The sequence below is a fragment of the Curtobacterium sp. ME26 genome, assembly GCF_903970945.1.
Lineage (GTDB): Bacteria > Actinomycetota > Actinomycetes > Actinomycetales > Microbacteriaceae > Curtobacterium > Curtobacterium citri.
In genome coordinates this window covers 19,193-32,583 of the sequence record NZ_CAJCKG010000009.1, presented here as the reverse complement: position 1 = coordinate 32,583, position 13,391 = coordinate 19,193, and the positions used below count along the sequence as shown (strand labels likewise).

Annotated in this window: 16 protein-coding genes and 1 tRNA gene; 8 read left to right on the top strand and 9 right to left on the bottom strand. The window is 71.5% G+C overall.

Translation table 11 applies throughout. The annotated features are described in order from the left end of the window. Positions 1-6: 6 nt before the first annotated feature. Together pstA and pstB are read left to right on the top strand one after the other, a co-directional pair. The gene (gene pstA / locus H7A69_RS05505; protein ID WP_182046145.1) at positions 7-1,092 is read left to right on the top strand and encodes a phosphate ABC transporter permease PstA; all 1,086 of its coding nucleotides are present in this window, start codon (positions 7-9) and stop codon (positions 1,090-1,092) included. 45 nt (positions 1,093-1,137) lie between these two features. Beyond that, entirely contained in the window at positions 1,138-1,917 is a 780-nt protein-coding gene (pstB, locus tag H7A69_RS05500) for a phosphate ABC transporter ATP-binding protein PstB (protein WP_182046144.1), read from the top strand. A 198-nt stretch (positions 1,918-2,115) separates the two neighbouring features. Here pstB and H7A69_RS05495 read toward each other — a convergent pair whose 3' ends face one another. The 3 genes from H7A69_RS05495 to H7A69_RS05485 form a co-directional block, all read right to left on the bottom strand. Next, positions 2,116-2,997: an anti-sigma factor domain-containing protein gene (locus tag H7A69_RS05495; protein ID WP_182046143.1), complete on the bottom strand. Its 882-nt coding sequence runs from the start codon at positions 2,995-2,997 to the stop codon at positions 2,116-2,118. Beyond that, entirely contained in the window at positions 2,994-3,593 is a 600-nt protein-coding gene (gene sigK / locus H7A69_RS05490) for an ECF RNA polymerase sigma factor SigK (protein ID WP_069713285.1), read from the bottom strand. The genes H7A69_RS05495 and sigK overlap by 4 nt, the downstream gene beginning before the upstream one ends. A 528-nt stretch (positions 3,594-4,121) precedes the next feature. Continuing rightward, entirely contained in the window at positions 4,122-4,751 is a 630-nt protein-coding gene (locus H7A69_RS05485; protein WP_182046142.1) for a DNA-directed RNA polymerase subunit beta, read from the bottom strand. Positions 4,752-4,892: 141 nt separating this feature from the next. Between H7A69_RS05485 and H7A69_RS05480 the strand changes: the two genes are divergently transcribed. The 4 genes from H7A69_RS05480 (at position 4,893) to H7A69_RS05465 (ending at position 5,835) form a co-directional block, all read left to right on the top strand. After that, complete coding sequence (locus H7A69_RS05480) at positions 4,893-5,054, top strand: hypothetical protein (RefSeq protein ID WP_182046141.1); 162 nt, start codon at positions 4,893-4,895, stop codon at positions 5,052-5,054. Between the two features lie 49 nt (positions 5,055-5,103). Beyond that, positions 5,104-5,176 (top strand) — tRNA-Lys (locus H7A69_RS05475). Positions 5,177-5,207: 31 nt separating this feature from the next. Then, positions 5,208-5,357, top strand: coding sequence for a hypothetical protein (locus tag H7A69_RS05470; RefSeq protein ID WP_182046140.1), 150 nt, complete (start codon positions 5,208-5,210; stop codon positions 5,355-5,357). A gap of 157 nt (positions 5,358-5,514) precedes the next feature. Further along, a complete protein-coding gene (locus H7A69_RS05465) occupies positions 5,515-5,835 on the top strand; it encodes a hypothetical protein (RefSeq protein WP_069713283.1) in 321 nt (106 codons plus the stop codon). A 24-nt stretch (positions 5,836-5,859) separates the two neighbouring features. On the opposite strand, the gene H7A69_RS05460 is transcribed toward H7A69_RS05465, so the two are convergent. Both H7A69_RS05460 and H7A69_RS05455 read right to left on the bottom strand, forming a co-directional pair. Next, on the bottom strand, positions 5,860-6,795 hold the full coding sequence (locus H7A69_RS05460) for an aldose 1-epimerase family protein (protein WP_182046139.1): 936 nt from the start codon (positions 6,793-6,795) through the stop codon (positions 5,860-5,862). Further along, complete coding sequence (locus H7A69_RS05455) at positions 6,792-7,643, bottom strand: DeoR/GlpR family DNA-binding transcription regulator (RefSeq protein WP_182046138.1); 852 nt, start codon at positions 7,641-7,643, stop codon at positions 6,792-6,794. Before H7A69_RS05455 ends, H7A69_RS05460 begins: the two co-directional genes overlap by 4 nt. A gap of 64 nt (positions 7,644-7,707) precedes the next feature. Between H7A69_RS05455 and galT the strand changes: the two genes are divergently transcribed. Together galT and galK are read left to right on the top strand one after the other, a co-directional pair. Beyond that, on the top strand, positions 7,708-8,805 hold the full coding sequence (gene galT, locus H7A69_RS05450) for a galactose-1-phosphate uridylyltransferase (protein WP_182046137.1): 1,098 nt from the start codon (positions 7,708-7,710) through the stop codon (positions 8,803-8,805). Beyond that, positions 8,802-9,938 (top strand): galactokinase, encoded by a 1,137-nt coding sequence (galK, locus tag H7A69_RS05445; protein WP_182046136.1) that lies wholly within the window; start codon positions 8,802-8,804, stop codon positions 9,936-9,938. The genes galT and galK overlap by 4 nt, the downstream gene beginning before the upstream one ends. A 142-nt stretch (positions 9,939-10,080) precedes the next feature. On the opposite strand, the gene H7A69_RS05440 is transcribed toward galK, so the two are convergent. The 4 genes from H7A69_RS05440 to glyA all read right to left on the bottom strand — a co-directional run bounded on the left by H7A69_RS05440 (position 10,081) and on the right by glyA (position 13,367). Further along, complete coding sequence (locus tag H7A69_RS05440; protein ID WP_182046135.1) at positions 10,081-10,530, bottom strand: hypothetical protein; 450 nt, start codon at positions 10,528-10,530, stop codon at positions 10,081-10,083. Next, positions 10,527-11,033: a hypothetical protein gene (locus H7A69_RS05435; protein ID WP_182046134.1), complete on the bottom strand. Its 507-nt coding sequence runs from the start codon at positions 11,031-11,033 to the stop codon at positions 10,527-10,529. The genes H7A69_RS05440 and H7A69_RS05435 overlap by 4 nt, the downstream gene beginning before the upstream one ends. Positions 11,034-11,130: 97 nt before the next feature. After that, the gene (locus H7A69_RS05430) at positions 11,131-12,063 is read right to left on the bottom strand and encodes a tetrahydrofolate dehydrogenase/cyclohydrolase catalytic domain-containing protein (RefSeq protein WP_259346101.1); all 933 of its coding nucleotides are present in this window, start codon (positions 12,061-12,063) and stop codon (positions 11,131-11,133) included. Further along, complete coding sequence (glyA, locus tag H7A69_RS05425) at positions 12,060-13,367, bottom strand: serine hydroxymethyltransferase (protein ID WP_411469349.1); 1,308 nt, start codon at positions 13,365-13,367, stop codon at positions 12,060-12,062. The genes H7A69_RS05430 and glyA overlap by 4 nt, the downstream gene beginning before the upstream one ends. Positions 13,368-13,391 lie beyond the last annotated feature (24 nt).

Here is a 13,391-nt window from a genome sequence, read left to right as displayed (position 1 = left end):
GCCCCGATGTCCCTCGCTCTCCGTCAGACCGGCGTCGCCGGCAACGTCTACGCCAACGGCAAGCTGCACAAGTCCGTGCCGTGGCTGCTCCTCATCGGCTCGTGGGTCGCGCTGATCGCGGTCTTCGCCCTGCTCAACGCGGGCGGTGCCGTCCGTGACTTCAACGTCGTCGCGGCCCTGTTCCTCGGCACGGTCCTCTTCGACGTGCTCATCGTCGTCGTCTCGCGCATCGTCGAGGGCGGCCGCAAGGCGGTCGACCGCCTCGTGACGTCGCTGGTCGCCACGGCCTTCGTCGTCGCCGTCCTGCCGCTGGTGTCGCTCCTCTGGACCGTGGTCGCCGACGGTGTCGCCCGCTTCGACGCCACGTACTTCAGCTCCTCGATGCGCGGCGTCATCTCCGAGGGCGGCGGGGCCCTGCACGCCCTCATCGGCACGCTCGAGATCACGCTCTTCGCGGCGCTCATCTCGGTGCCGATCGGCCTCCTCACCTCGATCTACCTCGTCGAGTACGGCAAGGGCGCCCTGGCGAAGGGCATCACGTTCTTCGTCGACGTCATGACCGGCATCCCCTCGATCGTCGCGGGCCTCTTCGCATACTCGCTCTTCGCGCTCTTCCTCGGCCCGGGCGCCCGCTTCGGCCTCGTCGGCTCCATCGCCCTGAGCGTGCTGATGATCCCCGTGGTCGTCCGCTCCACCGAGGAGGTCCTGAAGATCGTCCCGATGGAGCTCCGCGAGGCCTCGTACGCCCTCGGCGTCCCGAAGTACCTGACGATCCTCAAGGTGGTCCTGCCGACCAGCCTCGCCGGCATCACCACGGGCGTCATGCTCTCGATCGCCCGCGTCATCGGTGAGACCGCGCCGCTGCTCGTCACCGCCGGCTTCACCGCGAGCATGAACTACGACCTGTTCAAGAACCCGATGATGACCCTGCCGGTGTTCGCCTACACGCAGTACTCGCAGCAGGGCGCCAACCCGGTACCGTTCGTCGACCGGGCCTGGACGGCTGCGCTCGTGCTCATCCTCATCGTGATGGTGCTCAACCTGCTCGCCCGCTTCATCACCCGCCTCTTCGCCCCCCGGCTCCCGCGCTAGCGCCGAGCACGCACGGTCAGACCACCCCACCCCGAAGGAAACCACGTGTCCAAGCGCATCGAGGTCGACGGCCTCAACGTCTACTACTCGAAGTTCAAGGCCGTCGAGGGCGTCGACATGACGATCGAGCCCCGCACCGTCACCGCCTTCATCGGCCCGTCGGGCTGCGGCAAGTCCACCTTCCTCCGCACGCTCAACCGCATGCACGAGGTCATCCCCGGCGCCTACGTCGAGGGCTCGGTCAAGATCGACGGCGACGACCTGTACGGCGCCGGGGTCGACCCGGTGCTCGTCCGCCGTCAGGTCGGCATGGTGTTCCAGCGCCCGAACCCGTTCCCCACGATGTCCATCCGCGACAACGTGCTGGCCGGTGTGAAGCTCAACAACAAGCGCATGTCGAAGTCCGAGTCCGACGACATCGTCGAGCGCTCGCTGCAGGGCGCGAACCTCTGGAACGAGGTCAAGGACCGCCTCGAGAAGCCCGGCATGGGCCTGTCCGGCGGTCAGCAGCAGCGTCTCTGCATCGCGCGCGCGATCGCGGTGCAGCCGGACGTCCTGCTCATGGACGAGCCGTGCTCGGCGCTCGACCCGATCTCGACGCTCGCGATCGAGGACCTGATCGAGGAGCTCAAGAAGGACTTCACGATCGTCATCGTCACGCACAACATGCAGCAGGCGTCGCGCGTCAGCGACAAGACCGCCTTCTTCAACATCGCGGGCACCGGTGCACCCGGCAAGCTCATCGAGTTCGACGACACGGCGACGATGTTCTCGAACCCGTCGGTGCAGGCGACCGAGGACTACGTCTCGGGTCGCTTCGGTTGATCTGCCGTCGGACCGTCGCCTGACGGTCGGCCTGTAGGCCCGGTGCACGTCCGCCACGGACGGCACCGGGCCTCGCTGCGTCTGCTGGTGGGACGCGTCTGCCGGTACGACGCTTCGGCTGGCACGGCACGCCCACCGACGACGACGGGCGGGCAGCGGATGCTCCGCTGCCCGCCCGTGTCGTGCTGTGCTGTGCTGCTAGGCCTGCGTGGTCGGGACCGCCATGATCGGCGTCGTGGTCGGCTGGTCGGAGCCGCCCTCGGGCTCGACCGTCATGCCGATGGTCGCGCCCTGCGCCAGCTGTCCGTCGAGGACCGCCGTGTGCACCCCGTTGCGGGCACCGTCGACCAGGCCGGCCGGGACGATCTTCCCGCCCTCGCTGCCGATGTACCAGAGCTCGTAGGTCTTGCCCTCGGGCGCCTGCTCGACACCGTCGAGGATCACCGCCGAGCGTCCGACGTCGTGCGACCAGACGACCGTGGCCGAACCGCCGCCGGCGACCTTCGCGGTCGAGCGCTGGAAGTCCGCCGCGGCGTAGATCGAGTCGAGCGTGCCGGAGGCCTGCGTGGTGCCCGGGCCGGTGCCCTCGGACTGGCCGAAGTTCGTCCCGACGCCGAGCCCGACGCCGAGGAACACGACGGCGACGGCGGCCGACGCCGCGAGTGCGGCGGCCGGGCGCTGGAACCAGCGGCGGCGAGCCGTCGCTGCGGCGCGACCCTCGACCGGAGCCGTGGGAGCGGACGAGGCGAGGGACGTGACGGGCTCGGCCGGGGCCTCCAGGCCGGTGACCGGAGCGTCGGTGCCGAGGTCGGACGCCGGAGCGATCTGCTCGGCGACCGGGGCCGCCTGCGGGGTCCGGGCGATCTGGGCCATCAGCGACGTCTTCAGCGACGACGGCGGCTCGATCGGTTCGACGGCGTAGGCCAGCTGCAGCGCGGTCTCGCGGAGCGAGTCCGCCTCGGCCTGCAGCTCGGGCGACGTCGTGAGTGCGTACTCGAGCAGCGCGCGCTCGTCGTCCGAGAGGGCGTCCAGTGCGTGCGACCCGGTGAGCAGGGCGGGGTCGTCGTGTCGGGTGTTCATGACGTCACTCCCATCTCGTCTCGGAGTCGGATCATCCCGTCACGGAGACGGGTCTTGACGGTGCCGATCGGGACACCGAGCCGTTCGGCCATCTCGCTGTGCGAGTAGCCGCCGTAGTACGCGAGCTGCACGGCCTGCCGTTGGAACTCGGTCAGCTTGCCGAGCGCCCGACTGACGCGTTCGTGCTCGATCCGGATCTCGACCGACTCCGACACCTGGTCGAAACCGGCCTCGAGGTCGCGGATCCCGATCCGGGTGTCCCGGTCGTGCGACGCCTGCGACGCCCGGATCCGGTCGACCGCCCGTCGGTGGGCCATGGTGAGCACCCAGCTTGCGGCGGTCCCGCGGGAGCGGTCGAACCGGGTGGCCTGCTGCCAGACCTCGAGGAAGACCTCCTGCGTGACCTCCTCGGACTGCGCCCGGTCCTTGAGGAGCCGGATCACGAGTCCGAGCACGCGGCCGGACAGGGCGTCGTAGAGTTCGGAGAAGGCAGGCTGGTCGCCGGTGGCGACGCGGGCGAGCAGGTCGTCGGGCGACACGGGTGCGGGCTCGTCGGAGCGCCAGGCCTCGGTGTCATGTTCCACGAGCGCTAGCATTGCAGGTTTCCCCCCTCTCGGTGGCATCAGGGTCGACACACGCGTTCACTTCGCAGGGTCGGGTTCGGGTGGTCGGGTCCTCGCGGCGGGTACGTGGGCGAGGGCAGCGCGACCCGCAGGGAATTGACCGGCGGGTACCGGACCGGGTCACGCTGGCCCTCACTGTGACGTCCGCGAGGAGCGTCACACCCTCTCTTCGGCACCGTCCCCTGAACGGATTGGGAGCAGCTGCGACGAACGCTCGTCCCGGACACGGCCGTCGGGGCACGCCGGGGGCGTCGGGGCACGCCCGGCCGCGCATCGTGTCCACCGAGAGTGAACACGGTCGCTCGTCCAGCGAGCGTCTCGTACGATGGATGTCGCCGGGCCGCAGCAAGCCCCGGGCTCCAAAATTCGCCGCTTCGAGCGGCCTCGCGCCGAGAGGCGCTTCTGCGGCCCGGTCTTCTGCTGTCCGGGCGGTGTCCTGCCTGTCCGGGCGGACGCGTCCGCGGTCGCGTCAGCGCAGTCGGTTGCGGCAGCGCGCTCGAGTCAGTCCAGGCTGTCGCGACGCCAGAGCGCCGCCGCCTCGGTGAGGTCCGCGGCGAGTTCCGTGAGCCGGAGTGCGCGCCGGGTCAGCTCGCTCGCACGCGGTCCCGCCGTCAGGTCGGCGTCGTCGGCGACCGACGTCGCGCCCGCCGCGGTCAGCCGGCAGAACGCCGCTCCGCGGTCGAGTGCCACCGCGAGGTCGCCCGTGTACAGGCCGTGCAGGATGCGGTCCGCGAGCGTGAGGATCTCCGCCGGACCCGTCGGCTGCTCGGCGCCCGCGACGGCCTCGTCGATCGTGCCGATCCGCTCCGTGCCGCGCTCGAAGAAGTACGCGATCTCCTCCGGGTTCTGCCGGATGACGACGCGGACGAGGTAGATGCGCCACAGGGCGCCCGGCAGGGTGTGCGCCCCCACGCGCGCCCAGAGCTCGGCGATCGCGTCGATGCCGTGCACGTCCGTGTAGGTCACCAGGCGCTCGACCACCGCAGGGTCCGGGTCCTCCCGCACGCGGTGCAGCAGGGCGTTCGCGGTCTCGTGCGCGACGCGGTTCACCAGCGCCGGGTCGTCGCCGCCCTGGATCGCGGCGAACTCCTTGTCGGTGAAGTGGACGGGGCGGTGGTGATCGCGAGGCACCCGGCGAGTGTAGGCACGGCCGCCGACGCGCGCGCCCCCCGTTCGCCCTGGACGCAACCCCGACCCTCCGCGTACCGTGCTCGGGCGGGGAGGCGGTCCCTCCCCGACGTGAGGAACCCGGAGTGAGGAAGAGGTCACCCCATGAACGCCCTGCTCGTGGTCCTGGCGGTCGTCGCGGTCGTCCTGCTGTTCATCGGCGGCATCGTCGCGAGCCTGAAGCTCCTGCTGTTCGTCGGGATCGTGCTGTTCGTCGTCGCGCTCGTCGCGTGGATCGTGCGTGCCCTGACCGGGCGCCGGAGCTGAGGCACACCCGGTCCCGCACGTGGGGCACCAACCGCTAGCCTGAGGGTGAGGGCCTCTAGCTCAGTCGGTAGAGCACCGGACTTTTAATCCGAGGGTCGTGGGTTCGAGCCCCACGGGGCCCACATGCGCGCTCTTCCTCCGACGCTGCATCGGGTGCTCCCCTGGCTCGTCGCGGTGGTCGTCCTGGTCGTCGCGACGGCGGCCTCCTGGGCACTGCCGGGAGCCACGAGCGTCGACCTGCGCCAGAGCCCAGACCGGGCGCCGTGGACGACCACCCTCTCGTGCGCCGACGTCGAGCGCTGAGCGGGGTACAAGTCGTCCTCAGCAGGTTCATGGCGCGTCTTGTGCACAGTTCAGTCGCCGTTCAGCGGACTGTTGGCCCTGCGCCGATAGTGTCGTGCCCGGTCCCGATCAGCGGACCGAGCACGAACGCACGACGACAGAACGGACGGGGTACACCGTGACCGAGCCCATCGACGCCACGCAGGCCAGCACCACCGGTGACGCGCGCCGCATCGTGGAGCTCGCAGCAGCGACGAACACCACGATGAGCAACCAGCTCCTCCTCGACACCCTCCGCCGCAACGCCCGCGTCACGACGCGGCACATCCGCACGGACTTCCTCGAGGTCGCGACGGCCACGACCGTGCTCGGCTACGTCTGCCGACAGGGCAAGGCGTACGTCGCCCTCCGTGGTGACGACCCGGCTTGGGCGCAGGAGATCGGCCGCTACGGCACCGAGTCCCTCGCGGTCGAGGCACTCCGGATGCGCCGCGCCTGAGCGCCTCGGATCCGCAGCGGTCGGTCAGGACCAGACGCGGCGGATGCCCCAGGTACCCGTCCACGACTCGTCCGGCTCGAGCCACCGGAGCCCCTCGCCGGAGTTGAGCGCGTTCGCGGGCGCCGTCATGGGCTCGACCGCCACGGCGAGTCCGGTGCCGTCGCCACGGGGGAACTCCCGCGAGGTGAAGACCTGCACGTACGGGAACGACGCGTCCTGCCAGAGCTCGACGCCGTCGCCCTCGGGGCCGTGCAGCGCCGTCCGTCGCACACCGTCCGCGTCGGGCGTGACGTCGCGGTACGCGGTGTCGAGGTCGGCGTCCCCGGCCCGCTGCCCGCCCCGAAGGTCGTACGGCGTGCCCTCGACCGGGACCGTGCCGTCGGGGATCTTGTGCTCGTCGACGGTGAAGGCCGTCGCCGCGTCGAGCGTCACGACGAGGTCCTCCACCGGGGTGTCCCCAGCGCGCAGGTACGGGTGCGCACCGACGGCGAACGGCGCGCGGACGCCGGACCGGTTGACGATCGTGTGCGTCACGCGGATGCCGTCCTCGACGAGCTCGTGGTGCACGCGGGTCTCGAGCGTGAACGGCCAACCGTGCTGCGGGTGGATCGTCGCCTGCTGCACGATGCCCGACCCGGTCTGCTCGACCACGCGGTAGGGCGAAAACCGGAGCAGGCCGTGCGAGGCGTTGCCGTACTTCGGCTCGGTCACGTCGAGCTGCTGGCGCTTCCCGTCGAGCTCCCACACGGCACCGGCGACGCGGTTCGGCCACGGGACGAGCACGATGCCGTCCGCGCCCGGCGGGAGCGTGGTCACGGGGAACGGCTCGGTCAGGTCGAAGCCGGCGACCCGGAGCTCCCGGATGCCCGCGGCGACCTCGGTGACGACGGCCTCGACGACGCCGTCCGGTCCGGCGTGACGGAGGTGGTACTGCCCTCCGGTGGGTGCTGCTGCGGTCATGCGGTCCCGTCCTTCCGTGCTGCTTCGTCGTCCTGTGCACCGTCGGCCACCACGACCTCGACCCCGGCCGCCCGGATCGGGGCGACCGCGTCCGCGGTGACCCCTGCGGTGACGACGACGTCGATGTCCTCGAGCGGGCGGACGCGGCCTCGGTGTGCCCGGCCGAACTTCGAGCCGTCCGCCACCACGACCGTACGCCCGGCGGTCGCGGCGAGCATCCGCTTCGCCTCGGTCTCGGGCAGGTTCACGTTGGTGAGCCCGTGCTCGACGTCGAGCCCGGTCCCGCTGATGAACGCCAGGTCGGCGGCGATCGCGGGCAGGACGGCACCCATGAACGGTGCGACGAGGGAGTGCTGGAGCGGGCGCAGGGTGCCGCCCGTGACGACCACCGTGAAGCGTGGGACGGCCGGTTCCAGGGCGAGCGCCGTCGTGAGCGAGTTGGTGACGACGGTGACGTCGGTCAGGTCCTCGCGCGCGACCAGGGCCGACGCCACGGCGGCCGGCGTCGTGCCGACGTCCAGCACCACGCACTGTCCGGAGCGGACGAGGTCCGCCGCGGCGCGCCCGATCGCGGCCTTGGCCACCTGGTGCTCGACGGCGGTCTCCTCGAGCGGACGCTCGCCGGAGCCGGCCCCGAGGCGGACGGCACCGCCGCGCACCCGGCGGATGCGGGCCTCCAGTCCGAGCGTCGCGAGGTCCTGCCGGACCGTCACCTCGCTCGTGCCGAGCGCGGCGGCCAGCGCCGCGGTGCGGACGAGACCGGGGGCTCCCTCGACGATGGACACGATCCGGTCCTGTCGGAGGGGCGCGGGCAGCGAGCCTGCCAGGAAGAGGTCGTCGTCGCGCACGGGACGAGTTTCGCGCACTTGCGGAGGCTTTCGCAACGCTTCACGGACGCGCTAGGCTCGTGCGGTGATCACCAAGCGCGTGACGACGCTCGCCGACGGCCGCGAGCTCATCTACTTCGACGACGCCGACACGCAGCTGCCCGCCGAGCGCAGCATCGACGAGCGCGTCCTCGACCCCCGGCCCGAGACCGCGCGGATGCGGCAGGACGTCCTGACCGGCGAGTGGGTGTCCATCGCGTCGAGCCGGCAGAACCGCGTGTTCCTGCCCCCGGCCGACCAGGACCCGCTCGCACCGCAGACCGCGGCGAACCCGTCCGAGATCCCGAGCCGCTACGACGTCGCGGTGTTCGAGAACCGCTCGCCGTCCTTCGGCCCGTTGCTCGAGGCCGAGGACGCCCCGGAGTCGCTCGACTCGCTGTCCGACGTCGGCCTGAACCGCCAGCTCCGGAGCGTCGGCCGCTGCGAGGTCGTGTGCTTCTCCCCCGAGACGAGCGGCTCGTTCGCCTCGATCTCCGAGTCCCGCGCTCGCACCGTGGTCGAGGCGTGGGCGGACCGCACCGCCGCGTTGTCCGCGCTGCCCGGCATCCAGCAGGTGTTCCCGTTCGAGAACCGCGGCGAGGCGATCGGCGTCACCCTGCACCACCCGCACGGGCAGATCTACTCGTACCCGTACGTCACGCCCCGCACACAGCGCCTGCTCGCGTCGATCGAGCGCTTCGGTCCGGACCTGTTCGAGCAGCACCTCGCGAACGAGCGGGCCTCCGAGCGCGTGGTCCTGCAGGGCGAGCACTTCACCGCGTTCGTGCCGTTCGCTGCGCGCTGGCCCATCGAGATCCACATGCTGCCGCACCGGCACGTCCCCGACTTCGCGGGCCTGACCGAGGCCGAGAAGGACGAGCTCGCGCACATGCACCTGCGGCTCACCCGCGGGCTCGAAGCGCTCTACGACACCCCGACGCCGTACATCGCGGCGTGGCACCAGGCGCCGGTGCACACCGCGCGCGACACGGTGCGGCTCATGCTGCAGATCACGTCCCCGCGCCGCGCGGCGGACAAGCTCAAGTTCCTGGCCGGCAGCGAGGCCGCCATGGGCGCCTGGATCGGGGACCTCGTGCCCGAGAAGGCGGCCGAGTTCATCCGAGGAGGGATCGAACGCGCATGACGTTCCAGCAGGTGTACGGGTACGAGCCGGCGGTGCGGTACTCCGCCCCCGGTCGCGTCAACCTGATCGGCGAGCACACCGACTACAACGACGGCTACGTCCTGCCGTTCGCGATCGACCGGCGCACGGTCGCCTCGATCGGGCAGCGCGACGACCGGCTGATCCGCGTCGCATCGGCGTTCGAGCCGGACGCAGTCCACGAGCTCTCGCTCGACGAGCTGGACCCGTCGCGCATGCAGGGGTGGTCCGCCTACGTCTTCGGCATCGCCTGGGCGCTCCGCGAGCAGGCCGGAGCCGACCTGTCCGACAAGACCGGGCTCGACGTCTTCATCGAGTCGGACGTCCCGGTCGGCGCGGGCCTGTCGTCGAGCGCCGCGATCGAGTGCGGCGTCGCGCTGGCGTTCACCGACCTGTGGGAGCTCGACCTCGACCGGAAGACGCTGGCCCGCGTCGGGCAGTACTCCGAGAACCACGCCGTCGGCGCCCCGACCGGGATCATGGACCAGTCCGCGTCGCTCCTCGGTGAGGAGGACGCGGTCGTGTTCCTCGACTGCCGGACGCTCGACACCGCCGTGGTCGACCTGGCGCTCGAGGCGAACGGGCTCGAGGTCCTGGTCATCGACACCCGCGTCGAGCACGCCCACGCCACCGGCGGCTACAAGGCCCGTCGGGACTCGTGCGAGCGGGGCGCGCAGGTGCTCGGCGTCGAGGCGCTCCGCGACGTGTCCGTCGACGACCTGCCCCGCGCCCAGGAGCTGCTCGACGACGAGACCTTCCGCCGTGTGCGGCACATCGTCACCGAGGACCAGCGGGTCCTCGACACCGTCCGCACGCTCCGCGAGCAGGGGCCGCGCGCGATCGGTGACCTGCTCGTCGCCTCGCACGCGTCGATGCGCGACGACTTCGAGATCTCGGTGCCGGAGCTCGACCTCGCGGTGTCGACCGCCCTCGAGCACGGCGCCGTCGGTGCCCGGATGACCGGTGGCGGCTTCGGTGGTGCGGCGATCGCGCTGGTCGACCGGGAGGCCCGTGACGCGATCACGACGGCCGTCACGTCCGCCTTCGCTGCGGCCGGGTACCGCGAGCCCACCGTGTTCACGGTGCACGCCGCGCAGGGCGCCCGACGCGACTGACGCGCTGCGCGCGCTGGTCCGCTGGCGTTCGCATGTCGAACCACGGATCCGACGTCGAACCACTCCCCGAGGCTGGTTCGACGTCGGATCCGTGGTTCGATCCGTGCCGGTCGCCCGCGAGCGTCCGAGGCACGGGCGCCCGTCAGCCGTCGTGCGACGGGTACTCGACGGTGATCGACACGTCGCCGAGCATGAACGGGTGGAGCACGCCGTGGTCCACCGCCCAGAACGCCCACTCGTACTGCACGAGGAACAGCACCCAGACGAGCGCCGTCACACCGATCACGCCGCCGAGCCCGAGCGCCAGCACGCGGTCCTGGTCCCAGCGTCGGGCGCCGCGACGGGCGACCCCGACGACGAAGCCCGCGACCGCGGACCCGACGGTGAGGACGGTCCAGCCGATCCACGGCCGCGCCTGGAACGTCACCCACCCGAGCGAGACGTCGTCCGTGCTGCCGGGGAGGGGTGGTCCGGCCGTCCAGTTCTGCGCGAGCACCTGCAGGAACAGGCAGAGCAGGGTGATCCACACGAGCTTGCGGGCGTCGCGGGTGAAGAGGGACTCGCGGGGCGCGCCCTCGGCGCTGACCGTCATCGCGTCATGTGCCCGGTGGTGACGGTGACGCCGCCCCACGGGAAGCCGTGCGGTTCGAGCACCTGCCGATGGACCTGGTCCACGACGACGTCGCCCTGCCACACCGTGTAGACCAGCGTGCCGGCGACGACGACCACGAGGACCGCCGCGTACGCCCCCCAGCGCACCGCCTCGCCGAGCGCAGGACGTCCGCGACGAGCGAGCGTCGGCGGGACGACCACGCCGACGACGACCACGAGCAACAGGACCGCGAGCGCTGCCGGTGCCGTGTGCGCCACGACGTCGACGGTGGGCGGCGCGGTCGTGACGGGGTTGCCCGCGCCGTCGGTCCACCCGCCATCGGCGTCGACCCCGCCGTACCCGGAGGACACGCTCCACATCGTCGTGCCGGAGGTCAGGACGGCGACCACGCCGATGAGCACGAGCCCCCAGGCTCGTGGCCGGAACCGGCGCCCCTCGGGCGCCATCACCGGAGCGGCCAGGACCGTCTGCGTCTCCCCCATGGGGTGACCGTAGCACCACGGGAGGCGCGTGGCGGGGGTGGTCCGCGCCTCCCGTCCGGGGCTGATGACGACCGTTCCAGCGGCGACCGTCCCGGTCTCAGTGCAGGTGGCGCTCGGCCGCCTCGACGACGTTCTTCATGAGCATCGCGCGGGTCATCGGGCCGACGCCGCCCGGCGTGGGCGACAGGAAGCCGGCGACCGACGCGACCGACGGGTCGACGTCACCACGGAGCTTCGCCTTGCCGGTCGTCTCGTCGACGATCCGGCTGATGCCCACGTCGATGACCGCGGCCCCGGGCTTGACCCAGTCCGGACGCACGAGTCCCGCGACCCCGGCCGCCGCGACGATGATGTCGGCGCGACGGCACTCGGCGGCGACGTCCTCGGTGAGGGAGTGGGTGAGGGTGGCGGTGGCCTCGAGCCGGGTGAGCAGCAGGCCGAGCGGACGCCCGACCGTCAGGCCCTGGCCGATGATCGTGACGTGCCGACCCCGGATCGGGACCTCGTACGCCTCGAGCATCGCGACGATGCCCCGCGGGGTACACGGCAGCGGCGCGTCGATCGTGCCGGCACCACCGGGGACGGCGAGCACGAGCTCACCGAGGTTGGTCGGGTGCAGGCCGTCGGCGTCCTTCGCCGGGTTCATCAGCTCGAGCATCGGGATCGGGTCGATGCCCTGCGGCAGCGGGAGCTGCACGATGAACGCGGTGACCCGGGGGTCGTCGTTCATCTGCAGGATCGCCGCGCGGATGTCCGCTGCACTGGCCGACTCCGGCAGGTCGATGCGGATCGAGTCGAGCCCGATCTGCGCCGAGTCCCGGTGCTTGCCCGCGACGTACGACACCGAACCCGGGTTCTGCCCGACCATGATCGTGCCGAGGCCGGGCCGGAAGCCGTGGTCGTGCAACCGGTCGATGCGGACCTTCAGGTCGTCGAGCGTGCGGGCGGCGAGGGCGGTGCCGTCGATGCGGACGGCACTGCCCTCCCCCGCCCAGAGCGCTCGCGGCAGGTCTGCCACGGCGCCGCTCACGCGTAGAGCGGGAACGCGTCGGTGAGGGCCTTCACCCGGGCCGACAGCGCGGCGATGTCCGGCTCCGGCATGAGGGTCAGCGCGATGACGTCCGCCACCTCGGTGAACTCGGCGTCGCCGAAGCCGCGGGTCGCCAGCGCCGAGGTGCCGATGCGGACACCCGAGGTGACCATCGGCGGGCGCGGGTCGAACGGCACCGAGTTGCGGTTCACGGTGATGCCGACCTCGTGCAGGAGGTCCTCGGCCTGCTTGCCGTCGACCTCGGACTCGCGCAGGTCGACGAGCACCAGGTGCACGTCGGTGCCACCGGTGAGGACGTCGATGCCGGCGGCCTTCGCGTCGTCCTGCGTGAGCCGGTCCGCCAGCGCCTTCGCGCCACGGAGCGTGCGCTCCTGGCGGTCCTTGAACTCGGGCGTCGCCGCGAGCAGGAACGCGGTGGCCTTGGCGGCGATCACGTGCATGAGCGGGCCGCCCTGCTGGCCCGGGAACACCGCGGAGTTCAGCTTCTTGAAGAGCGACTCCTCGTTGGACAGGATGATGCCCGAACGGGGACCGGCGAGCGTCTTGTGCACCGTCGACGAGACGACGTGGGCGTGCGGCAGCGGCGACGGGTGCAGGCCCGCGGCGACGAGCCCGGCGAAGTGCGCCATGTCGACCCAGAGCGTGGCGCCGACCTCGTCGGCGATCTCGCGGAACTTCGCGAAGTCGAGCTGGCGCGGGTACGCCGACCAGCCGGCGATGAGGACCTTCGGCTGGTGCTCGATCGCCTTCGCGCGGATGTCGTCGTAGTCGACCTCGAAGGTCTCCGGGTCGACGCCGTACGACACGGCGTTGTAGATGCGGCCGGAGAAGTTGAGCTTCATGCCGTGGGTCAGGTGGCCGCCGTGGGCGAGCTCGAGACCGAGGATGGTGTCGCCGGCGGAGGCGATGGCGTGCAGGACGGCGGCGTTCGCGCTGGCGCCGGAGTGCGGCTGCACGTTCGCGTACGCAGCGCCGAACAGGGCCTTCGCGCGGTCGATGGCGAGCTGCTCGGCGACGTCGACGAACTCGCAGCCGCCGTAGTAGCGCTTCCCCGGGTAGCCCTCGGCGTACTTGTTCGTCAGGACGGAGCCCTGCGACTCGAGGACGGCGCGCGGCACGAAGTTCTCGGACGCGATCATCTCGAGGGTGTCGCGCTGGCGACCGAGCTCGTTCTGCAGGACCGCGGCGATCTCGGGATCGACCTCGGCGAGGGGGGCGTTGAAGCTGGTCGGCGTGGCGTTCGTGGGCTGCGTGGACGCAGCGGGCAGATCGGTGATGGACACGGGACTCCTCGTTGTCTGATCGCC